Origin of the sequence: Agriterribacter sp., assembly GCF_035444585.1 — a bacterium.
Classification (GTDB): Bacteria; Bacteroidota; Bacteroidia; order Chitinophagales; family Chitinophagaceae; genus Agriterribacter.
On the sequence record NZ_DAOMOZ010000064.1, the window covers coordinates 1 to 21,258 of the forward strand.

Below are 21,258 nucleotides of genomic sequence, written 5' to 3' on the forward strand. Positions count from 1 at the left end.
AAGGAGTACAAAAAAAAGAATATTCCGGGAAAACTTTTGATTTTTTAAAATTAATTACCGTATATGCTGATAAGCCTGCAGAAGCAAATGACGCCTGCTGTGGTTTCGGAATGCTGCCGGTAACATTAAAGTTTAAGAAATGAAGAAAATTTTAGTACTCTGTACAGGCAACAGTTGCCGCAGCCAGGTAGCGGAAGGATACCTGAAGCATTTTGCAGGTAACAGGGCGGAAGTATACAGCGCAGAGGTAGAGGTGCATGGCGTAAACCCCGTGCAATAGCTATCATGAAGGAAGATGGTATAGATATTTCAAAGCATACTTCCAATAATATGGAGGAATACGGGAATATTGGTTTTGATTATATCATTACGGTTTGCGACAATGCCAGGGAACGCTGCCCGGTTTTTTCTTCAACCGCGCAGCAGCTTCATCATAATTTCCCGGATCCTGTAAAGGCAAAAGGTACTGAAGAAGAGATCATGCAGCAGTTCAGAGAGGTAAGGGACCTGATCAAAGCATATGCGCATGATTTTGTAAAGACTAATGTACCATAACCGGGAACTGCAGCCCTGCTCATCATTTTAGCACCCGGCAGCAATGGATCAGCCTTTTTTATTTTCTTCTTTAAATTTTTTATCGGCCGCCGCTGCTTTTTCAAAATCAAGCACCACGCCGTTAATGCAGTACCGCAAGCCGGTAGGCGGTGGTCCATCTTCAAATACATGTCCCAGGTGCCCCTTACAACGGCCGCACATTACTTCGGTCCTTTCCATACCTGCTGTATGGTCGGGGGCATAAATGATACTGCCTTTGGTAATGGGCTCGTAGAAGCTGGGCCACCCGCACCCGCTTTCAAATTTGGTATCGCTTCTGAACAAGGGATTGCCGCAGGCTGCACAATAGTAAGTCCCGATATCGCTGAATTTTTCGTACTTACTGCTCCATGGCCTTTCCGTGCCCTTTTGCCTTGCTATATAATAAACGTCTTCGGGCAAAACTTTTTTCCACTCTTCATCACTTAACGTAACCTTCGACTTGTCGGAGCGGGAGTACACGTTATTTTTTTTATTTGTATTATCCATATGTGCTGATGATTTTTTTTGAGGTGGTTGTGAAAAACTACACTGGCAAAAGATCATGGGTGCTAATAATAAGGTAAAAAGAGGTTTTATATGCATGATCTGTAATTTTCGGTTTAAACGAATTTACAAAACAATACCAACTATACATGTATGATGCTTAATCCGAACAATCAATGCTTTTTAAACTGTTAAGAATGATTTAAAATATATTTTTGCAGCAAAACCATCAGCATGTCCCTGGAAGACGATATCCGCCAACCTTCGTTTCGCAATGAGCACCAAAAGGGTATTATTAATATAATTTATACCAGCAACTGGATCATGGAGCGGCAGAAGAATTTTTTTGATCAGGAAAACATCACACCCCAGCAGTTCAATATTCTTCGCATACTCAGGGGTTCTTATCCAAAACCCATTTCTACGCTCCAGATCAGGGAAAGGATGCTGGATAAAATGAGCGATACCAGCCGTATTGTAGACCGGCTGGTTTTAAAAGAACTGGCAACCAAAAAACCCTCTCTTACCGATAAACGCCTGGTAGACATTGCTATTACTCCGAAGGGCGCTGCTATGCTTGAACGTTTGGACCGGAAAAATGAGGAAATGGATTCCCTTTTACAGGCACTCTCCGGGCAGGAAGTAAAAATGCTGAACCACCTGTTGGATAAGATCAGAAAGCCGGATTGATATATCTTCATGAATTTAAAATAGACTTTCACCACTTCATTTATTCCTTTATTATTGCTGCATGAAAGTTCTGCTTATTCTCTGGGCCGCCGTTTATCCTTTTATTTTTTGCGTTGCACAACCTAAATATGAGTTTCGTGCCGCCTGGATTGCCACGGTAGACAATATTGATTGGCCATCAAAAGGAAATTATAATTCGGACAGCCAGAAAGCGGAGTATAAGAAACTGCTGGATATGCATGTTCAGAATGGCATGAATGCCGTAATTGTGCAGATCCGTCCCGCAACAGATGCTTTCTATCCGTCGCCATATGAACCCTGGAGCCAGTGGCTTACGGGTAAGCAGGGCCGCCCGCCCGTACCCTATTACGATCCGCTTCAGTTTATGATTGAAGAAGCCCACAAAAGAGGACTGGAATTCCATGCCTGGTGTAACCCCTACAGGGCGGAATTACAGATCGGCAAATCTTCCATTTCACCCACCCATATTACCAAAGTGCACCCCGAATGGTTTGTGGCTTACGGAGGAAAACGATATTTTGACCCCGGTAATAAAGAAGCGCAGGAATTTGTAGTGCATGTGATCCGCGATATTGTTAGCCGTTATGATGTGGATGCCCTTCACTTTGACGATTATTTTTACCCCTACAGGATAGCCGGGCAGCAATTTCCGGATGATAAAACATATGCCCTGTATGGTTCGGGAATGGATCGGGGTGACTGGCGAAGGAGTAATGTAGATTCTATTATCGTTAAGCTGCATCGGGGCATAAGGCAGGAGAATCCGCATTGCAAATTTGGCATCAGTCCTTTTGGGGTATGGCGCAACAAAGACAGGGATAGCCTGGGAAGCGATACCAAAGCCGGGCAAACCAATTATGACGACCTGTATGCAGATATATTATTATGGCTGAAGGAAGGATATATTGATTACGTGGCGCCACAGTTATACTGGGAACACGGGCACCGGGCCGCACCCTATGAAGTGCTGGTTGACTGGTGGAGCCGCCACAGCTACGGCAAACACTGCTATATAGGGCTGGGCATTTATAAAGCAGGCAGCAATGCCCGGTGGCGCGACAGGAATATCATTCCCCTGCAAATCCGGGACGCGAGATCATACAATACCATACAGGGGCAGGTTTATTTCAGCAGCAAATCTTTTTTGAAAAATCCCAATGGCTGGAACGACAGCCTTCAGCAACATTATTATAAATACCCTGCCCTGATCCCTCCCATGCCATGGATAGACAGCATCGCTCCCAAGCCCCCGGTAATCAATGCCTTCAGCAGCGAGGGAAAAGGAACTGAGCAGCAGGTAAATATCAGTGCCACATATATTGACACGGACAAAAGACTCCGGCAATTTGCTTTATATGTTTTTTCCTCTTTAGAAAACACCGGTATCTCCGGTAAAGCGCCATTACAGGTCATTCCATCCACTACAGATTCAGCAGATTGCGTGCTGGCATTATCGTTGTTGCCACAACCTCTTTCTTCCGGCAATGAATTATACATTGGCATTACCGCGGTAGATATCAATAATGTGGAAAGCGAGCTCAGCATACTGCAAAAATTGCAAAGGCCGAATGAAAAGGCGGAATGGGAAATAGTGAAGTAGGCTGTCGTAAATATTGATCCGGTCTTACAGATAATGCATTTCTTCTAATTGTTCAACGGCAGGCATTTCATCATATGTTCTTCCGTTAAGCACTCTTCCTGTTTTCTTTTTATTGGTTCATTCTTCATGATCCGGGAAACAACAATCAAAAAATAAACTTCATCCCCCGTGATTTGTTATTGGTAGCCTCTTGCGTATCATTTTGCACAGGATTTTGCGAAGCCTGGTGCATTTCCTGTTTCATTCTGTTGATAGAGGTCTGAATAAAAAAAGATGATATCACACTTAAATCATTGTGCTTATGTGAAAATTTGAGCGTATTAATATATTCTTCTTTTTGTTTTGCTTCAATGATGATAAGCGGGTGACCGGCTTTAGCCAGGATAAAGTTTGACATGAGCCGTCCAAGCCTGCCGTTGCCATCAGGAAATGGATGGAGATAAATAAAGTATTTATGGAATTTAGCAGCTATTTCAATTGGGTGAGCTGTTTTTTTGTCTATTGCTGCTTGCGTCTGCTCCATTAACGCCGGCACACTGGCGATGCTGGTTTCATGATCCGGAAATATGGTGTCGCCTGCTGCCATTCTTGATCTGGTGTATTCTCCCGGCGCATAACCTTTGGTATATTGGATAGTATTATTGGTAAGCAGCTTATGCGTATCTATCAGCAATTGCTCCGTCAGAGGTAATTCTATGTTAGCAAAAAGGTATTCGAAAGCTTTAAAGTGGTCTAAGATCTCATAAGCTTCAAGCATGGATTTATTATGAAGCTTCAGATTAAATCCATGTTCTTTGAGTTCCTTTGTGTCGTTGACGGAAAAGCTGTTGCCTTCTATAGCGCATGAATGAGCAGAAAGAAGGATTTCATTGTATTCAAAAAGATTTTCTTTAGAGAATGTGGATGTTACCCGTTTATTATATTGCTCTAACGTTGATTGATATTCAGCTAAGAGTTTTTCTATCGTAGGATCATTATTCATTATGTGGCCATCTGCGGTTTAGTCTATAAAAACGGGACTTTCAAAGATTTGTTTTACTACAAAGCTACGCAATTATGAATGTTATGTTTAACCATTGAAATAGGGATATCTAAAACAACCTTCCCTGTTGTCCCGGTCTCCTGAAGATGGTGGTATCCAATTCAAAATGATCTTCATTCATGCCGTACATTTTGCCGTACTTTTTATACTGTTGTGTTATGAGATCCGCTATGGCGCCTTCTCCCCGCATACGCAGTCCCCAGCGGGTATCGTTTACTTTGCCGTCGTGGCTTTGTTCGATCAAATGCCATACTTTATCTGCCCTGTCGGGGAAGTTTTTATAGAGCCAGTCGTGAAACAGGAATTTAATGGCGCCGTTTAACCGGATGAAAGTATAGGCGGTGAATACGGCTCCCACATCTGCTGCGGCTTTCATAATGCGCTGCATTTCGTGGTCATTGAGCCCTGGTATCATAGGTCCCATCATCACTCCCATGCGAATGCCGGCATTGCTTAATTCTTCAATTACTTTCAGCCTTTGTTTGGCAGTAGTGGTACGGGGTTCCATTACCCTGCGCAGATCTTCGTTAAAAGAAGTAATGGAAACCATTGCCGATACCAGTCGCTTTTTGGCCAGCTCCTGCAATACATCTTTGTCTTTAATGATCCATGCGTTTTTGGTAAGAATTCCTACCGGCTGGTTGAATTCATTGCATACTTCAAGCAATCCCCTCGTTAACCGGTATTTTTGTTCGGCGGGCTGGTAACAATCGGTATTGCCGCTCAGCATAATGGGCATTACTTCCCATTTGGGGTGCATAAGCTGTTTGCGCAGCAATTGAGGCGCATTTTTTTTTACGATGATCTTTCGCTCAAAATCCAGTCCTGCGCTATAGCCCCAGTATTCATGTACATTGCGGGCATAGCAGTAAATGCAACCATGCTCACAGCCTGCATAAGCATTCATGCTGTAAGCCATGCCCACATCCGGGCTATCTACTTTATTTACAATGGTTTTTGAAAGCTGCTCCAGGTATTGTGTGGGCGTGTTGTCTTCCGACCAGTCGTCAATGGCTTCCGCATGTTCCCTTGTTATTTCGTCCTTCAGAAACCGGTTTTTGGTATTGATCTGGGCGCCCCGGCCCTGTAAATATTGCTCTGCTTCCTCTTTTTCTTTAGCGGAAACTTTATAATGATCCTGCTTGAGTTTTTCTGACATAAGAAATGTTTTGTGAACCACAAAGACACATAGGCACAAAGATGCACAGTGTATAAGTTAGCTGAGTAATCCATGATGTGTTTACAAAATCATTCGCTTTATCCCATCTTTCATTAACGGAACGTGGAAGTTGAAAATGTAACCTGACCGTTTGCCAGTAAGCTTTAAGTAACTTAATATTTGTGCATCCCATACCGGGTGATCGTTATCCTGCGCTTTTAATTCTATAATGACAAGATCATCTGCAAGGATATCAATTCTTAACCCCTCACTAATAATCAATCCATCATATACAATGTCAATGTATTGCTGTTTTAGGTATGGAATTTTTCTCTTTTCCGATTCATAGCAAAAGCATTTTTCGTATGCGCTTTCCAATAGGCCCGGTCCAAGAGCTTTATGTATTGTAAAAGCAATATTTAGAATTTGTGATGCCATTTGCCTCTCCCGTTCTGTAAGAGGTTTGTGATTGGTTACTGTGCTGCTATGTGCCATCGTGTCTCCGTGGTTTGATGTATCAGATAAATAGTTCTCCCTGTATCGTAGCTACCGGTAAATTCTGGAATGCGAACCGTTGTACGATCTGGTAGGCCTTTTCATTTTGTGGCCGCTTCAGCAGCAGCATGCCATCCGCAATAAAGCGACCTGTAAAATGTTTGTTGCTGTATGCCAGCCATGCTTTTTCATATTGCCAGGGCTGCAGCTTGCGGGCAACCGTTACATGGGGTTCCATGATAAAATGCGGCTTGTTCTCCTCATTCAATTTCATCAGCCGCTGGGTTTCGCTGCGTACCTGTTTAATAAGGTTTTGCACCGGTACTTTTGTTACCACATTAATGTATATGGTGTGCGAAGGAAAACTGCTATAGTCACGCAGTTCTGCCTTAAACGGGTATTGCCCCATGCCTACCGCTTTGAGCCGGTTCACGATCCGGGCTTCCATCATTTCGTATTGTACGAAGGTTGCCAGCGTAATGTGAGGCTTGCCCCACCTCGCATGCGCACTCTGGTATATTTCAGCGAATTCTTCTTTTATTTTTACGATCCTGTTCCACAATTCCTCCGGAGGGCTCAATACCAGCAGGTATTCATTGATGCGGTAGCCGGGTAGCATTTGAATATTATTTTCCATAAAAACCATTTTGAATGATCAGATATTTAGTATAAATTTACTAAAAATATTAGTAATTTCAAAAAATGATATATGGATGGCGAAATAATGTTCAATACCGCTTATAATGGCTCAAAACGCTTTACACAATGGAATGTGGATCATGCCAATGCCACAGGTTTTGGCGCTGCCGCGGATGATTATGTGGAAAGAGGCATTGACCTGAACGAACAACTGATCCGCAATAAGCCCGCAACTTTTTTAATGAAGGTAAGCGGGGATGCCATGATTGATGCGGGCATTTTCAGCGGTGATATTGTAATTGTTGACCGGTCGGTAAAAGCCGTTAACGGTAAAATAGTGATTGCCATACTCAATGGAGAAATGCTGATCCGCAGGCTGGAGAAAACATTCAATAAAACGAGGCTGATACCGGAAACGGGCAAGCTGTCGCCCATAGACATAGATCTGTCTGCTGCCGATTTTTCAATATGGGGTGTGGTTACTTATTGCATTCATGCAGTGTAACGGAGTATACAAATGCAAAGGACCAGGAATCCAAAGAATCTGTTCACGGCGGTGGATTCAAATCCGAAGAGAGAAACCGAAATTCGAAGGGGCTGTCAGGCTCTGTGCAATGAAGAGCATTAAACGTTTCGTTACTCATCTGATCGCTTTTCCCCTGCAGCAAGAAGGCATCTCACCGGGAGATGCCTTTTGCTTTAAACCAACTACAACATGAGAAAAAGACTGAATTAATATTTTAACACGGTTAGTACCCTTTAAACGGACTTTATATAAGAATAGTATTTATATGCCGTAAATAATAAATGTAAAATTGCACGCACATGAAGCAAAACGGCGCGGCAATTAGAGATGCACACCCTGCGGTGATGCGGGAAAACTTAAATTATCATTTGGTAAGGAGCTTCAATTGTTCCCAAAAAACAATGCAAGATTATCAAAATGAAGCGTTTAATCTGCCTGTATTTTTTTTGCGGTCAAAATGAAAAATAAATGCAAAAATTAGAAAAAATATTTTGAACCGTGTCCCGTTTTACTACTATCTCAGATATGCTGATCGCGAATACATTTATATTCTTATTCCCTGACCCGTTACTTGCAGGATATTACAAAGCCTGCCCTTTACCTGTACCCTATGGCTGTGTTAATTACATGGCCGCTTAATCCATACCCCAAACAAAGCCTGTTGATTGATTTCACAACCTCTCAGCAACTTTGTAAACAAAAAACCCTCTTTTGCAGGAGGGTTTTTTGTTTCAGGGAAAGATGAATCCAACAACCCGGTCATTTACATTCATATTCGAATTTGGTTAACCCGCTAACCAGCGGCAACCCGTCTATTACATCACCCGACGCATATACCTCCGTAACATAATCGTCGGAGGAGAATTTATAATTGGTGTATGTTGTTTTGTATGTAAGTATTTCGTTACCGTCTGCATCATAAATGCTAACTCCAATATTCTCCAGCAGATTTTTTGGCTTTTTCCCTACATTAATTGAAAATATATAAGGAGCCAGTTCATCTGCATCGGGAAAATAGTATAAAAAATTTTTAACTGTCTTGGTATCGTTGTATTTAAGCTCAGACCTCAGAGCTATTCTTTTATCACCCGAGGCTTCATTAACTTCTACTTCGACTAGATTTTCATTTACCCATTCGTATTTATAAACAAAAAACGGAACATCGGCGTTGAACGACATCACAAACCAGTTTTTACTGTAAAGGTGTCCGGCCGCATCATAAGCATAGGTATACCGGTAACGCTCAGAGCTTATGTCGGCAGGATTTTCATAAGTATTGAATTCTTTGACACGGCCGGAAGCATCAAGAAGAAAGAACTCATTCTCGTTTACCCTTATGGTATCACCAACATAGGTAAGGTATGCACGAAAGTTGACAGTTCCGGAAGTGCTGTCATACCATTCTATCTTTCCTGCAAGATTATTGGTTCCGGGTGTAACATGAAATGATCCATAACCCTTTCCTGAAGCAGAGTCATAGGGCGTTACAGTTGTTATAACACATTCATTGCCCAGCGGGGGGGAGCCGGGCACACTCATTTCACGGCTGTATTCTTTTGTGCAGGAAAAGAAAAGAATACACACTATTGAAACAGTAAATAATGATCCTGGTATTTGTTTCATAATTGACGCAGCGCAGGCATTATGACACCTGCACTTCATCATTTACGGCAGTATTGGTCTCTACCGTTGGGTGTGATTCTTTCTTTTTACGTTCAAAAAAGCGTTTTTGGAATAGCAGTATGGTTATAACACCAATGGAGATAGATGCATCTGCAATATTAAAAACCGGCCTGAAGAATTCAAACTCTTCTCCGCCCCAGAATGGGACCCAGCCTGGGAAATGAGCATTGGTGATGATGGGAAAATACAGCATATCAACCACACGGCCGTGTAAAAAGCCTGCATAACCTTCCGCGGGGAATATAGCAGATACGTACGGATTGAAAATATCGCCGCTGTTTTCAAATATCAGCCCATAAAACATGCTGTCTATAAGATTTCCGATAGCTCCTGCATATATTAAAGTAGCGCAGACGATAAATCCCCTGTGATAGCCTTCTTTAATAATGTGCCGGATATAGTATGTACCGAATACTACGGCAAAAAGTCTGAACAAAGTGAGAATGATCTTGCCCCATTCTCCCCCCAGCTTCCAGCCGTACGCCATACCCTCGTTTTCTATAAAATGAAGCCGGAACCATGAGCCTATAAGCAGTTTTTCTTCTCCGAGGTAAAAATTGGTTTTTATCCAAATTTTAAAACCCTGATCAATAACAAGAATGGCCAGTGTGAGAAAAATAACAGATCTGAATTTCACTATCAACAGTTTGAGCGGCAAACCTACATGAAAAAGCTGATTTTCCGAACACCTCCGGCCGGAACGGGTTCAATCATTTTATAAAATGAGAAAGCATCGCTTTAAATATAAATCAACCTCGATGAGATATTAAATTTGTTTCCTTAACGTTTTGATATTGCTATCTAATTGTACATTTTGTATCTTCGGCGCTCCATGACACCCAATAGAACATATAAGTTTAAACACTATGTATCTGCGGTCTTTATGATCTTTGCGCTGTTATGGCTTACCGTGAGTGCTTCTCTTATTGCAGATATTCAGCAGCAGTTAAACGATAAAAGTTCCCGTACTTCTGCTCAGGCAATGGAAGAAAACACAAACCCGTTTTCTGGTCTCAACGAGGAAAAGTGCAGCACAAATACTTTTTCAGAATATTTGCATGAATCTTTAACGCTTTCCATGCCTGTGGAACCCGGACTTGAACATGGCAGCCACGCCGGTTCTCATATTTACATTGCCTATTACGGAGAACTGATCTCCCCTCCTCCGGAAGTTTAACTTCTTATTATTCCAGTTACATTATCGGGCCGCTTGCTTTTAAGTGCCTGCATTTTTGATGATGCATGTCATCAAGGACCAGGGATATTTTGTTCTTTTCCGTTTTTTCATAACGGAAGGCCAACATTTCCTGACGCCGGCTTGCGATCCGTATATTTTAAAAAAATATTGGAAATATCATGAGCATGATTTTCCTGTTATTTAATTGTTACAGTATATGAAAAATCGTATTTCAACATATGTCGGGAGCTTCCCTTCTGATCTGGGTGCTTCCGTAGTAGTATTTTTGGTGGCTCTGCCACTTTGCCTGGGTATAGCTTTAGGGTCCAATGCCCCTCTTTTCAGCGGTATTATTTCAGGTATTGTTGGCGGTATCATTATAGGCGCCCTGAGCGGGTCGCAATTAAGCGTTAGCGGACCTGCCGCAGGACTTACCGCTATTGTGGCCGGCGCTATTGTTATGCTTCCATCTTTTGAAGTATTCCTGCTGGCTGTAGTACTTTGTGGCGTATTTCAATTGGTACTTGGATTTGTTAAAGCGGGCATTATAGGCGACTATATTCCCAAAAGTGTGATCAAGGGTATGCTGGCTGCGATAGGCATCATTTTAATCCTGAAGCAAATACCCCATCTTATCGGGTACGATAATAATTTCGAAGGCGATCAGGCCTTTCTGCAACAGAATGGAGAAAATACGTTTAAAGGCATTCGCCATGCCCTAAGTGCCGTAACTCCCGTAGCGCTGTTGATTGGCGTGGTATGCCTTGCTTTTCAATTTCTCTGGGGCAGCCTGGTAGAAAGAAAAGGAGGGTGGACAAAGCTGGTTCCGGCTCCGCTGCTGGTTGTATTGCTGGGTGTGGGGATCAATGCGTTTGTGCAATGGCAAAACGGAAGCTTTGCGCTCCGGCGGGAACACCTGGTTACCATTCCGGCAGCTTCTTCCGCAGCAGAGTTTTTCTCTTTTTTTACTTTTCCCGACTGGGGAAGCATCATCAATAAACAGATCTGGATCACGGCCGTTACGCTGGCGCTGGTGGCCAGCCTTGAAACATTGCTTGGCATTGAAGCTGTGGACAATCTTGATCCGCAGAAAAGAATAACGCCTACCAACAGGGAGCTAAAAGCCCAGGGTGTGGGCAATATCGTTTCGGGGCTGATAGGCGGGTTGCCCCTCACCAGTGTAATTGTACGCTCATCGGCCAATGTTAATGCGGGAGCCAAAACAAAGATGTCAACCATTTATCATGGCTTTTTTATCCTGCTCAGTGTTGCATTCATACCAACTGTGCTGGGTATTATTCCGTTAGCGGCACTTGCTGCCATACTGATCTATACCGGGTTTAAATTGGCCAAACCCTCTCTTTTCAAGGGTTTTTACCGCAAAGGTTGGGATCAGTTTCTGCCATTTGTTGCCACGATCGTTATTATTTTATTTACCGACCTGCTGGTAGGCGTACTGGCAGGATTAGCCATAGGATTGTTTTTTTCTGCACGAAGCAATTTCCGGACAGCAGTATTTATTGTAAATGATAACAACAATTATCTCATCCGCTTAAGAAAAGATGTTTCTATTCTCAATAAAAGAGGGATCAAAAGCAAGCTGGATGCTGTTCCCGAAAATGCAAGCGTATTGATTGATGCAACCCGCGCCGATTTCATTGACAGGGATATCGTTGAAATGATAGACACGTTTACACGGGAAGCGCATAAAAAAAACGTACAGGTACAATTCAAAACAAGTCATACCAACGACCACGGATTTGATATAGAAGCAACCAACGGGGTGCCGCATCAAAAATCAGAAATGGTATCGTGAGGCTGATCAAAAAATAATATTTTACCACAACAGACGCGAAGAAAATAAAACCTGAAGATCAGAATTTTGTGGCTTGGAGTCTTGGTGGCCTATCTTTCAAACTGCATTATTAAGACAATTCTCCCTGTTATTTATTTAAAAACACTACAATGAAACCGAACGAAAAATTATTACTGGAAAATAAAGCCTGGGCAAGCGAAAAAATAGCAATGGATCCCGATTATTTTAAAAGATTGTCGGAGGTTCAAGCCCCGGAATTTTTATGGATTGGCTGCAGCGACAGCCGTGTTCCTGCCAATGAAATTACCGGTACCCAGCCCGGCGAGATATTTGTACACCGCAACATTGCTAATATGGTTATCCATACCGATATAAACCTGCTGAGCGTGCTGGATTACGCAGTGAATTTTTTAAGGGTAAAACATATAGTGGTTTGCGGTCACTATGGCTGCGGCGGGGTAAAAGCATCCATTACCAATAACGATTATAAAGCATTATTGAATATGTGGCTCCGTGGCCTTAAGGATGTATATCGTCACAACAGGGAAGAACTCGATGCCATTGCAGACATAGATGCGAGAAGCAACAGGCTGTCCGAATTAAACGTGATGGAACAGGTGGTGAGGCTGTCGGAAACAACCATCATTCAAAACGCGTGGAAAGAGCAGGATGCCCCTGATCTTCATGGCTGGGTATACGGCTTGAAAGATGGTCTGCTGAATCCTGTAATGGAATTAAAGGCCGGCAGCAGGGTTGATCCGATATTCAGGTACGACAATATACAATAGCAAAGAATAAGAAAGGAAGCGGAGAGGTAAGAAAGAATTGCTTGCCGCTTTCTTTATCCTGTCAATCCTTCCATCTCCATTCTCCTGAAATTTTTAACGGCTCCTTAAGGTTGCTTCGCAGTAAAGCAGCTTTTAGTTCGTCATCATTCAGGCGCCTGGATTGCAGCTCAGGCGCATCGGCCAGCCCGTACAGCAGCATGGCGCTGAACCGTATGGTATTCTTCAGTTCCTGCTCATTCACCAGGCTAAACACGTCGCAGTCTGCGTGATAGCAGTTCAGCGCTTCCCGGCTCAGGCTTCCCGCTACACTTCCCGTAGGAATACCCTGCAGCATAAAAGGCTGGTGGTCGCTGTGCAGGCCGAATCCTGAACGGAATGTATTTGAAAAAGAGGTATCAATGCTATTGGCAATGCTGCCAATGGACTGAAAAAGCGCTTTGTCTTCATCGGTGGTAGCTGAATATCCCTTTGGATCATTCGACATATCAAGGTTAAGCATATATTTTATGTTTGCTATTGTTCCATCCTGTAATGCTTTTTTTACATACGCTTTTGAGCCCAGCAATCCCTGTTCTTCTCCCATGAACAAAACAAATTCCACCGTACGTTGTGGCTGCAGGTTCAATGCTTTAAAAGTGCGGGCAATATCCATTACCGAGAAAGAGCCGATGCCATTATCAATAGCGCCTGTTGCAAGATCCCAGCTATCCAGATGCCCACCGATCACAACTTTTTCGCCGGGGACTGTTTTTCCCGGAAGGCTTGCAATGATATTTCGTGCCCTTATTTTACCCGAAAAATTGGTCATGACAATGCCGGCGGCGGCAGGCGCTGTTTTCAATTGCTTTTTTAAATGCATGCCATCTTCATTGCCTATGCATATTGCCGGGATACTGATCAGTTTGCCCGTTACAGAAGCCGTGCCGGTAAGTAAAATATCGCCCGGGGCAGCGTTAAAAAGTATGATGGCTTTTGCACCAAAGCGGATGGCCAGCGCTGTTTTTTCTGACCGGTGCAAATTGCGTATGCCGGCCGGTGATCCCGGTAATATACCCAATGAAGCCAGTACAATTTTGCCTTTTGCAGCACCGGGGTTATTAAGATAGTCCTGTTCCAACCCATTACCCATATCGGCAATGCGGCCTGAAACATTTGCCTTTACCGGTGAATGTGCCAGTGAAACCGCTTCGTACTTTTTATTATTGATCAGAACAGAAAGCGATCCCCGGCTCCAGCTTTCCGCTTCAAAAGGAGCATACCGCACCTGCAATCCATAAGATCTTAAAAGTTCGAAGGCATAGGTTTCCGCTTTAGCACCCTGGGCAGAACCCGTTAGCCGGTGGCCGATATTTTCTGTAGCTTTCTGCAAATTGCCGTAAGCTGCTGAATGTTGTTGCACTTCTGCGTCAATGCTTTTAAAAACAGCTTCCCATTCCGGCCGGGATTGCGGGCAAAGCGTATGACCGGAAAGAAATAAGAAAAGAGCCGGCAGAACAAATCTCATCATATAAAAAGGAGTATGGCCTGGCGATCATTCCATTTGCAGGTATAGGCACCAGACGGTCATTCAATTTAGTTTCGATAGTGTATCGGTGAGCTGCTGTAAGATATAAACGCGCTTGTTTTCATAATAATCCGGCGTTGTGCCATTCTTACTCCAATGGATCGGTCTGAAATCAAAATCGGTAAGTACGTGATGGTTTTTATCCGAAAGATGTTGCAGCAATGCGTCATTGAATTGGGTAGCCAGGTGAGCAAACAGGTACATTACTTCATACCCCCGGAAAGCCATTTCTGATGGAGCAGAGTAAGTACGCACAGCGTATTGCTGCGAAAAATATGTGCTCCATGCATGTTCCTCACCGGGGTTAAAAAATGTGGATGAGTAAATGACAGGTAATGTTCTGAGCTCAGCGGCTTCCAGTTCGCGGTAATCTTCCCATGTAGGCATCCCTACCAGTGTAATTTTATAGGTTGAGGCAAGTGTTCCAACCGCAGCGATCAGCTTTTTGCTGAAGCTCTCGTCGAGGCTGCCGCAAATGATAACGTTCTCTCTTGCCTTATCTAATGAAGCCGCTATACTCTGGGGGGTAAAAGCGGCATTTAATGTATTGGTTTTAATGTTCAGCACCTGCCCGGATGAAGATGCATTGAGCGATTTAAATACTTCTGTTATCCTGTCATCTGCCGCATTTTGCCTGCGGAACATAACAATATTATTGGTGCCGAGGTTGCGCAGAACATAGTTATAGATAGCCTGTAAATGCGTATTCAGTTTTGAATTCACGATAATTACAAAGGGGTTTCCGCTGATTCCGCCATCGTTGGGATAAGTTGCCGAAACAAAAGGGATCTGTTTTTCTCTTGCAATAGTGGCAAGGTCTAAATATTCACTGCCACTAACGGTGCCGATAATAAGGTCAACATCATTAAATGCACCATTATCTGCAAGCTCATAAATGGAAGTCTTGTTCTTTGTATCATATACCTGAAGGTCAAACTCCAGGCCTTCTTTATCCAATGAATCTATTGCTAAAGCTGCTCCCTGATAAAAGTCCAAACCTGCATTTATATAGCGCGGAACAGTTTTGCCGAGCCTGTAATTCCCGGATGCATCAAAAGCCGAATCGAGATACAGTGGTGCAAAAAATGCTATACGGGTTGTTTTTGCTGAACTGTCCTGGGTAAAACCGGTATGTGTAATGAACAGCAAGGTTGTAAAAAAAAGAAATCCGGCTTTAGTCATACTTTCAACTTTACCATAAGACGTATCATTCCCACTCTATAGTTGCAGGCGGTTTGCTGCTGATATCATACACTACGCGGTTGATACCCCTTACATTGTTAATGATTTCATTAGAGATATGAGCAAGGAACTCGTAAGGCAGATGTGCCCAGTCTGCTGTCATGCCATCTACCGAAGTAACGGCCCTTAATGCAATCGTATATTCATAAGTTCTTTCATCGCCCATTACTCCAACGCTTTTCACGGGGAGCAAAATAGCGCCTGCCTGCCATACCTTATCATACAAACCAAAAGATTGCAAAGCTTTAACATATAAAGCGTCTGCTTCCTGCAGCAGCCGCACTTTTTCCTCTGTTATTTCTCCCAGTATACGTATGGCTAAGCCCGGGCCCGGGAAAGGATGACGGGAGATCATAGACAACGGCAGTCCCAATTCGATGCCAACCTTTCTTACTTCATCCTTAAACAAAAAACGCAGGGGTTCTACCAGTTCAAGATGCATTTTGTCGGGTAAGCCGCCTACATTATGGTGCGATTTAATGGTAACAGAAGGCCCATGCACGGATACGCTTTCAATCACATCGGGATAAATGGTGCCCTGCCCCAGCAAACCTATGCCTTCAATTTTATGCGCTTCTTCGTCAAATATTTCAATAAAAGTTTTGCCAATGATCTTTCTCTTCTCCTCGGGATTGGTCTTTCCTGCAAGTTTTGTATAAAAGTGCTCCCGGGCATTTAAGCCCTTAACATTCAGACCAACTTCATTATAGGTTTTTAAAACCTGTTCAAATTCATCTTTCCTCAATACCCCGTTGTCTACAAAAATACCAAACAGCCTGTCGCCAATCGCCTTATGTATTAATGTAGCGGCAACGGTAGAATCTACGCCACCGCTCAATGCCATGATCACTTTGCGTTCCCCTATCTGCTTTTTCAGCGCGGCAACGGTATCATTTATAAAATGAGCCGGTGTCCAGTCCTGCTTGCAGCCACACACCTCCACCAAAAAATTCCGGATCACTTTTTTACCATAAGTGGAGTGATATACTTCGGGGTGGAACTGCAGCCCGTAAATAACCTGTCCGTCGTTACTGCTCTTTTTTCTGAAAGCGGCTACAGGTATAGAATCTGTTGTTCCCAGCAGCTCAAAGCCGGCAGGTGTTTCCAGGATGGAATCGCCATGGCTCATCCATACCTGCGATTCTGCTGAAATACCCGACCATATGGTATCATCTTTTTTTATTTTGAGAGTGGCTCTCCCGTATTCTCTTTTTTCAGATTTTTCTACTTTGCCGCCAAGCGCCCTGGCGGTTAACTGAGCACCGTAACAAATACCAAGCACGGGCAGCTTTTTACTTAAAGCGTCTACATCAACAACCGGAGCGTTGGCATCATTTACCGAAAAAGGAGAGCCCGATAAGATAATGCCTTTTAATTCGGGCGAAAAACTGACCGGCTTATTAAACGGGGTGATCTCGCAATATACATTCGCCTCACGAACGGCACGCGCTATGAGCTGGGTATATTGTGAACCGAAATCAAGAATAAGTATCTTTTCTGTCATTTGGGTGCGAAGGTAATGAGAAATTCAAAAGATTATTGCGACTATACAAGGCGTCGGTGCTGCTGTACAAAGTCTCCGGACTTTGTATCCTGTATGTTCTTCCGGGACTCTGTCCCGGAAAACGGACCTGATAAAAGCCAATGCATTGACAGGTGATGTTTATGAGAGGGGATACGAATCTCTCGGGAACATAGGGATTGCGAAGCCTCCTGGCTTCGCACAGCGAGAGAATGATAAAAATAATGCATATGCATATATTGTAATAATTATTACGATTTTTTTGTAATAATTATTGCTATTTTTACATTGTAAAATCTAATGCATGACCAACATTATTGATAAATACAGAATACTCCTCCATGCAGTCCCCAGGCTTATCGAAATTTCGGGATATAAGAATGAGTATATAGCCCAGAAATTAGACATGACGCCTACTCACTTCTCAGCAAAAAAATCTAAAGGCAACTGGAGTATCGATGAAGTAGAGAAAATATTAAAAACTATTTCAAATGAAGATGTTGAAGATTTTTTGGACGACATGGTTTTTGAAAAATGCTTCCCCGGAAAACTTATAGACTCAAAGCAGTTTGAAAAACGAATGGGATGGAAATAATGCTGGAAGAAAGGTTCATTGAAGAACTTTTATTTTGCCCTAAAGGATTTCAACAGGACTTCAGAAAAATATTCCAACAACTCAAAACCGTTGACAACCCCTTAGAAGTGAAAGGCATCAGGAAATATAAGCCCGGCAGGTACAAAATCTATATCTGGAAAAGCAGAATATCATTGAAAGTCAAAGGATACCAGGGCTATATCGGCATGTTCCTCTATAATGAGTTTTATACTCCTGAATAGGACAATATGGATTTTAAGTCATGTTTAAATTTCACGATCTTACAATCACTGTTGGTGAAGCGGGAACACGTTATTAGCTTTCAATGCCAACGAATTTATTTTTAACTGCCCGGAAAAGAGTTTGCAAACTGCGGCTATACGATGTCTCCGACTTCGTATTAGTTATGTTCTCCCGGGACTGTGTCCTGGAAATTAGCCGGTGGCGCATTGTACTTTATGAGTGGAGATATGAATCTCCGAAGAACATAGGAAGTGCGAAGTCTCCCGACTTCGCACAGCAGGTTTCCAACCTTCGAAAGATTGGAAACTATGCTACAAAAACTTCCCCGTATAGCTTTCCTTCACCTTTTTCAGATCTTCCGGAACGCCTGCAAAAACAACGTTGCCACCTTCATCGCCTGCCTCCGGTCCAAGGTCTATTACCCAATCCGCATTCTTTATTACGTCTGTATTATGCTCTATCACCCAAATGGAATGCCCCTGGTTTATTAATGCATTAAAAGAAGTGAGCAGTTTATTAATATCATGAAAATGCAAACCGGTGGTAGGCTCATCAAAAATGAACAGTATATGCCCATGGGCTTTGCCTTTCCCGAGAAAAGCGGCCAGTTTTACCCTTTGCGCCTCGCCCCCTGAAAGGGTATCGCTCGATTGCCCGAGCTTTATGTATCCCAGACCTACATCCGAAAGAGGTTTTAATTTGACGAGGATATCTTTTTCGTCTTTAAAAAATTGCAATGCTTCGTCAACACTCATCTCCAGCACGTCAAAAATATTCTTATCCTTATACATTACTTCCAATACTTCTTCCTTAAATCGCTTTCCGTTACAAACTTCACAGGTAAGATGCACATCGGCCAAAAACTGCATCTCCACAACCTGCTCTCCTTCACCTTTACAGGCATCGCATCGGCCCCCTTCAACGTTAAATGAAAAGTGCCTGGGCTGAAAACCATTGATCTTGCTCAATGGCTGTTTGGCATACAGATCCCTTATTTCGTCGTAGGCTTTAATATAGGTTACGGGATTGCTGCGGGAAGACTTGCCGATGGGATTCTGGTCTACCAGCTCTACCTGGGTAATATGATCAACATCCCCGCTTATATTTTTATGCATGCCAACCTTGTCTACAAACTCTCCTTTTAATTTCTTCAGGGCAGGATATACGATCTGCCTGATCAAAGTTGTTTTTCCACTGCCGCTCACCCCGCTTATTACACATAAAACACCAAGCGGCAATTCAACGGAAATGTTGTTGAGATTGTTCTGACGGGCGCCTTCCACTACCAGCGAACGTTTCCATTTGCGCACAGCAGCGGGGGATTCAATTTTCAGTTCTCCTTTCAGATATTTTCCGGTAAGGCTTTTTGTATTATTGATCAAATCATCATAATCACCCTCGGCGATCACTTCGCCACCCATATGGCTCGCTAAGGGGCCCATATCAATAATGTGATCTGCCTCGCGCATCATCATTTCGTCATGCTCTACCACCACCACCGTATTGCCCAGATCTCTCAACTCCTTCAATACCTTTATTAACCTGGCAGTATCTCTTGAATGCAGCCCGATAGAAGGCTCATCAAGGATATATAAAGAGTTGGTAAGGTTACTGCCCAGGCTCCTGGTTAACTGGATGCGCTGACTTTCTCCGCCGCTCAGGCTATTGGCCAGGCGGCTGAGGCTCAGGTAGCCCAGGCCTACATCGATCAAAACCTGTAATCTTTGCCTGATCTCAATAAGCACACGTTTGGCAACCTGCTTATCATAATCGCTTAGCTGAAGCGCATAAAACCATTTTTTCAGATCCTTTACCTGCATATCGCACAGCTCTCCTATATGCTTTTGTCCAACTTTTACATACAGCGCTTCTTTGCGCAACCGGTAACCTTTACATTCAGGACACAGCGTTCTTCCACGGTAGCGGGATAACAATACGCGATACTGTACCTTATATAAATTCTGCTCCACCTCTTTAAAAAAATCATTGATGCCGTTCACATAAGCATTCCCGTTCCATAGTTCATCGTATTGCTGTTTGGAAAGATCAATGACCGGCTTATGTACGGGAAAATTAAAATGCTTTGCACCGCGTATAAATTCATCCTTCCAGCGGCTGAGCTTTTCTCCTTTCCAGGGGGCTACAGCACCTTCATACAAACTTAGCCGGGGATCCGGTATTACAAGATCGGCATCAATGCCCAGCACCTGCGAAAAGCCTTCACATACCGGGCAGGCACCGTAGGGATTGTTAAACGAAAAAAGATTGGGAACAGGCTCCTCGAATTTAATGCCGTCTTTTTCAAATTTCCCGGAATAATGCAGCAGTTTTGTGCCGTTCACTTCCACAACCATTTCTCCTTCGCCTTCAAAAAAGGCTGTGCCAACAGAATCGGACAACCGGTGCATATCATCTTCATCAAACGCTTTTACTACTATGCGGTCAATCAATATATAAACAAGGGATGATGACTGCCTGCCGGTGAATTTCTTTTTTAATTCAGCATCCTTCTGTTCGAGCGCATCCTCAATGCGTAATGTTTCGCCGGGAGAAGACCCGGCAACGATATACAGCCTCGAGAATCCCTTTTGCAGCAGAATGTTTAATTCTTCCCTCGCATTTCTTTTGCCTTGTAGCCTGAATGGTGAAAGGATCAATATCTTATCTCCCTCCTGCTGTGCCCCAATTGCCTCCACCACATCTTTCACGTCATCTTTTTTCACTTCTTCGCCGCTGACAGGCGAAATGGTTTTACCGATACGGGCATATAATAAACGCATGTAGTCGTATACTTCTGTCATGCTGCCTACGGTAGAACGCGGAGTGCGGGTAACAACTTTTTGCTCGATGGCAATGGCGGGACATAAGCCTTTAATAAAATCAACATCGGGCTTGTTCATCCGGTTCAAAAACTGGCGGGCGTACGCGCTGAGGCTTTCTGCGTAGCGCCGTTGTCCTTCAGCAAACAGGGTATCAATGGTAAGTGAAGATTTACCTGAACCGGACACACCTGTTACCACAACGAGCTTATTCCGCGGAATTTCAACTGTTATGTTTTTTAAGTTATGTACCCTTGCGCCCTTTATTAAAATATTATTGTTGCTGCGCTGCGCCGGTTTCTTTTTCTTTGTTCCCGATGTTGCTATCATAAAGTAGGGCAAAATTAATACTAAATTGTTTAGCTTAATCAAAGACGCATAAATAAGCGGTCATTTAAGAAATGGTATTATTGTTTAAACATGGGTGTATTTAATATTATGTGGTTTATCGAAGATTTTTAAACATTTGTCGAAATTTTTTTAACGAAAGTTTGGTTATATAAAAAAAAGCAATACTTTAGCAGTCCCAATATCGTACGAAAGAAACTAGAATTTAA

General features: G+C 43.2%; 21 protein-coding genes. 10 read left to right on the top strand and 11 right to left on the bottom strand.

All coding sequences use genetic code 11. From position 1 onward, the window contains the following. The first annotated feature begins 139 nt into the window (after window positions 1-139). Together PLH26_RS09040 and PLH26_RS09045 are read left to right on the top strand one after the other, a co-directional pair. The gene (locus PLH26_RS09040; protein ID WP_324585689.1) at window positions 140-280 is read left to right on the top strand and encodes an arsenate reductase/protein-tyrosine-phosphatase family protein; all 141 of its coding nucleotides are present in this window, start codon (window positions 140-142) and stop codon (window positions 278-280) included. A 5-nt stretch (window positions 281-285) separates the two neighbouring features. Further along, window positions 286-555, top strand: coding sequence for an arsenate reductase ArsC (locus tag PLH26_RS09045; RefSeq protein ID WP_324585690.1), 270 nt, complete (start codon window positions 286-288; stop codon window positions 553-555). A 48-nt stretch (window positions 556-603) separates the two neighbouring features. Here PLH26_RS09045 and msrB read toward each other — a convergent pair whose 3' ends face one another. Beyond that, window positions 604-1,083: a peptide-methionine (R)-S-oxide reductase MsrB gene (gene msrB / locus PLH26_RS09050; protein ID WP_324585691.1), complete on the bottom strand. Its 480-nt coding sequence runs from the start codon at window positions 1,081-1,083 to the stop codon at window positions 604-606. 231 nt (window positions 1,084-1,314) lie between these two features. Here msrB and PLH26_RS09055 point away from each other — a divergent pair, with 231 nt between their 5' ends. Continuing rightward, window positions 1,315-1,770, top strand: coding sequence for a MarR family winged helix-turn-helix transcriptional regulator (locus PLH26_RS09055; protein WP_324585692.1), 456 nt, complete (start codon window positions 1,315-1,317; stop codon window positions 1,768-1,770). A gap of 61 nt (window positions 1,771-1,831) precedes the next feature. Continuing rightward, entirely contained in the window at window positions 1,832-3,391 is a 1,560-nt protein-coding gene (locus tag PLH26_RS09060) for a glycoside hydrolase family 10-like protein (protein WP_324585693.1), read from the top strand. Window positions 3,392-3,536: 145 nt separating this feature from the next. Here the strand turns inward: PLH26_RS09060 and PLH26_RS09065 are convergent, their stop codons facing one another. From PLH26_RS09065 to PLH26_RS09080, 4 genes are all read right to left on the bottom strand, one after another. Beyond that, window positions 3,537-4,373 carry a Fic family protein gene (locus tag PLH26_RS09065; protein WP_324585694.1) on the bottom strand — a complete coding sequence of 279 codons (837 nt, stop codon included), beginning with the start codon at window positions 4,371-4,373 and terminating at the stop codon, window positions 3,537-3,539. Window positions 4,374-4,482: 109 nt separating this feature from the next. After that, complete coding sequence (locus tag PLH26_RS09070; protein ID WP_324585695.1) at window positions 4,483-5,592, bottom strand: PA0069 family radical SAM protein; 1,110 nt, start codon at window positions 5,590-5,592, stop codon at window positions 4,483-4,485. Window positions 5,593-5,673: 81 nt separating this feature from the next. Then, the gene (locus PLH26_RS09075; RefSeq protein ID WP_324585696.1) at window positions 5,674-6,087 is read right to left on the bottom strand and encodes a GxxExxY protein; all 414 of its coding nucleotides are present in this window, start codon (window positions 6,085-6,087) and stop codon (window positions 5,674-5,676) included. 22 nt (window positions 6,088-6,109) lie between these two features. After that, the gene (locus PLH26_RS09080; protein WP_324585697.1) at window positions 6,110-6,724 is read right to left on the bottom strand and encodes a 2'-5' RNA ligase family protein; all 615 of its coding nucleotides are present in this window, start codon (window positions 6,722-6,724) and stop codon (window positions 6,110-6,112) included. 72 nt (window positions 6,725-6,796) lie between these two features. Between PLH26_RS09080 and PLH26_RS09085 the strand changes: the two genes are divergently transcribed. Further along, window positions 6,797-7,231, top strand: coding sequence for a LexA family protein (locus PLH26_RS09085; protein ID WP_324585698.1), 435 nt, complete (start codon window positions 6,797-6,799; stop codon window positions 7,229-7,231). A gap of 780 nt (window positions 7,232-8,011) precedes the next feature. Here the strand turns inward: PLH26_RS09085 and PLH26_RS09090 are convergent. Further along, complete coding sequence (locus PLH26_RS09090) at window positions 8,012-8,875, bottom strand: hypothetical protein (RefSeq protein WP_324585699.1); 864 nt, start codon at window positions 8,873-8,875, stop codon at window positions 8,012-8,014. Window positions 8,876-8,894: 19 nt separating this feature from the next. Then, window positions 8,895-9,572, bottom strand: coding sequence for a lipoprotein signal peptidase (locus PLH26_RS09095; RefSeq protein WP_324585700.1), 678 nt, complete (start codon window positions 9,570-9,572; stop codon window positions 8,895-8,897). A 246-nt stretch (window positions 9,573-9,818) separates the two neighbouring features. Between PLH26_RS09095 and PLH26_RS09100 the strand changes: the two genes are divergently transcribed. The 3 genes from PLH26_RS09100 (at window position 9,819) to PLH26_RS09110 (ending at window position 12,716) form a co-directional block, all read left to right on the top strand. Next, on the top strand, window positions 9,819-10,112 hold the full coding sequence (locus tag PLH26_RS09100) for a hypothetical protein (RefSeq protein WP_324585701.1): 294 nt from the start codon (window positions 9,819-9,821) through the stop codon (window positions 10,110-10,112). Window positions 10,113-10,329: 217 nt separating this feature from the next. Continuing rightward, window positions 10,330-11,928 carry a SulP family inorganic anion transporter gene (locus PLH26_RS09105; protein ID WP_324585702.1) on the top strand — a complete coding sequence of 533 codons (1,599 nt, stop codon included), beginning with the start codon at window positions 10,330-10,332 and terminating at the stop codon, window positions 11,926-11,928. A 149-nt stretch (window positions 11,929-12,077) separates the two neighbouring features. Next, window positions 12,078-12,716 (top strand): carbonic anhydrase, encoded by a 639-nt coding sequence (locus PLH26_RS09110; RefSeq protein ID WP_324585703.1) that lies wholly within the window; start codon window positions 12,078-12,080, stop codon window positions 12,714-12,716. Between the two features lie 61 nt (window positions 12,717-12,777). Here the strand turns inward: PLH26_RS09110 and PLH26_RS09115 are convergent, their stop codons facing one another. From PLH26_RS09115 to guaA, 3 genes are read right to left on the bottom strand one after another with little or no spacing between them, the layout of a single operon-like run. Continuing rightward, on the bottom strand, window positions 12,778-14,223 hold the full coding sequence (locus tag PLH26_RS09115; RefSeq protein WP_324585704.1) for a M28 family peptidase: 1,446 nt from the start codon (window positions 14,221-14,223) through the stop codon (window positions 12,778-12,780). Between the two features lie 60 nt (window positions 14,224-14,283). Further along, on the bottom strand, window positions 14,284-15,462 hold the full coding sequence (locus PLH26_RS09120; protein WP_324585705.1) for an ABC transporter substrate-binding protein: 1,179 nt from the start codon (window positions 15,460-15,462) through the stop codon (window positions 14,284-14,286). Window positions 15,463-15,487: 25 nt separating this feature from the next. Continuing rightward, window positions 15,488-17,026: a glutamine-hydrolyzing GMP synthase gene (guaA, locus tag PLH26_RS09125; RefSeq protein ID WP_324585706.1), complete on the bottom strand. Its 1,539-nt coding sequence runs from the start codon at window positions 17,024-17,026 to the stop codon at window positions 15,488-15,490. 322 nt (window positions 17,027-17,348) lie between these two features. Here guaA and PLH26_RS09130 point away from each other — a divergent pair, with 322 nt between their 5' ends. Both PLH26_RS09130 and PLH26_RS09135 read left to right on the top strand, forming a co-directional pair. Continuing rightward, entirely contained in the window at window positions 17,349-17,639 is a 291-nt protein-coding gene (locus PLH26_RS09130) for a hypothetical protein (protein ID WP_324585707.1), read from the top strand. After that, window positions 17,630-17,881, top strand: a complete 252-nt coding sequence (locus PLH26_RS09135) for a hypothetical protein (RefSeq protein ID WP_324585708.1) — start codon at window positions 17,630-17,632, stop codon at window positions 17,879-17,881. Before PLH26_RS09130 ends, PLH26_RS09135 begins: the two co-directional genes overlap by 10 nt. A 312-nt stretch (window positions 17,882-18,193) precedes the next feature. Here PLH26_RS09135 and uvrA read toward each other — a convergent pair whose 3' ends face one another. Further along, window positions 18,194-21,031 carry an excinuclease ABC subunit UvrA gene (uvrA, locus tag PLH26_RS09140; protein WP_324585709.1) on the bottom strand — a complete coding sequence of 946 codons (2,838 nt, stop codon included), beginning with the start codon at window positions 21,029-21,031 and terminating at the stop codon, window positions 18,194-18,196. Between the last annotated feature and the right edge of the window lie 227 nt (window positions 21,032-21,258).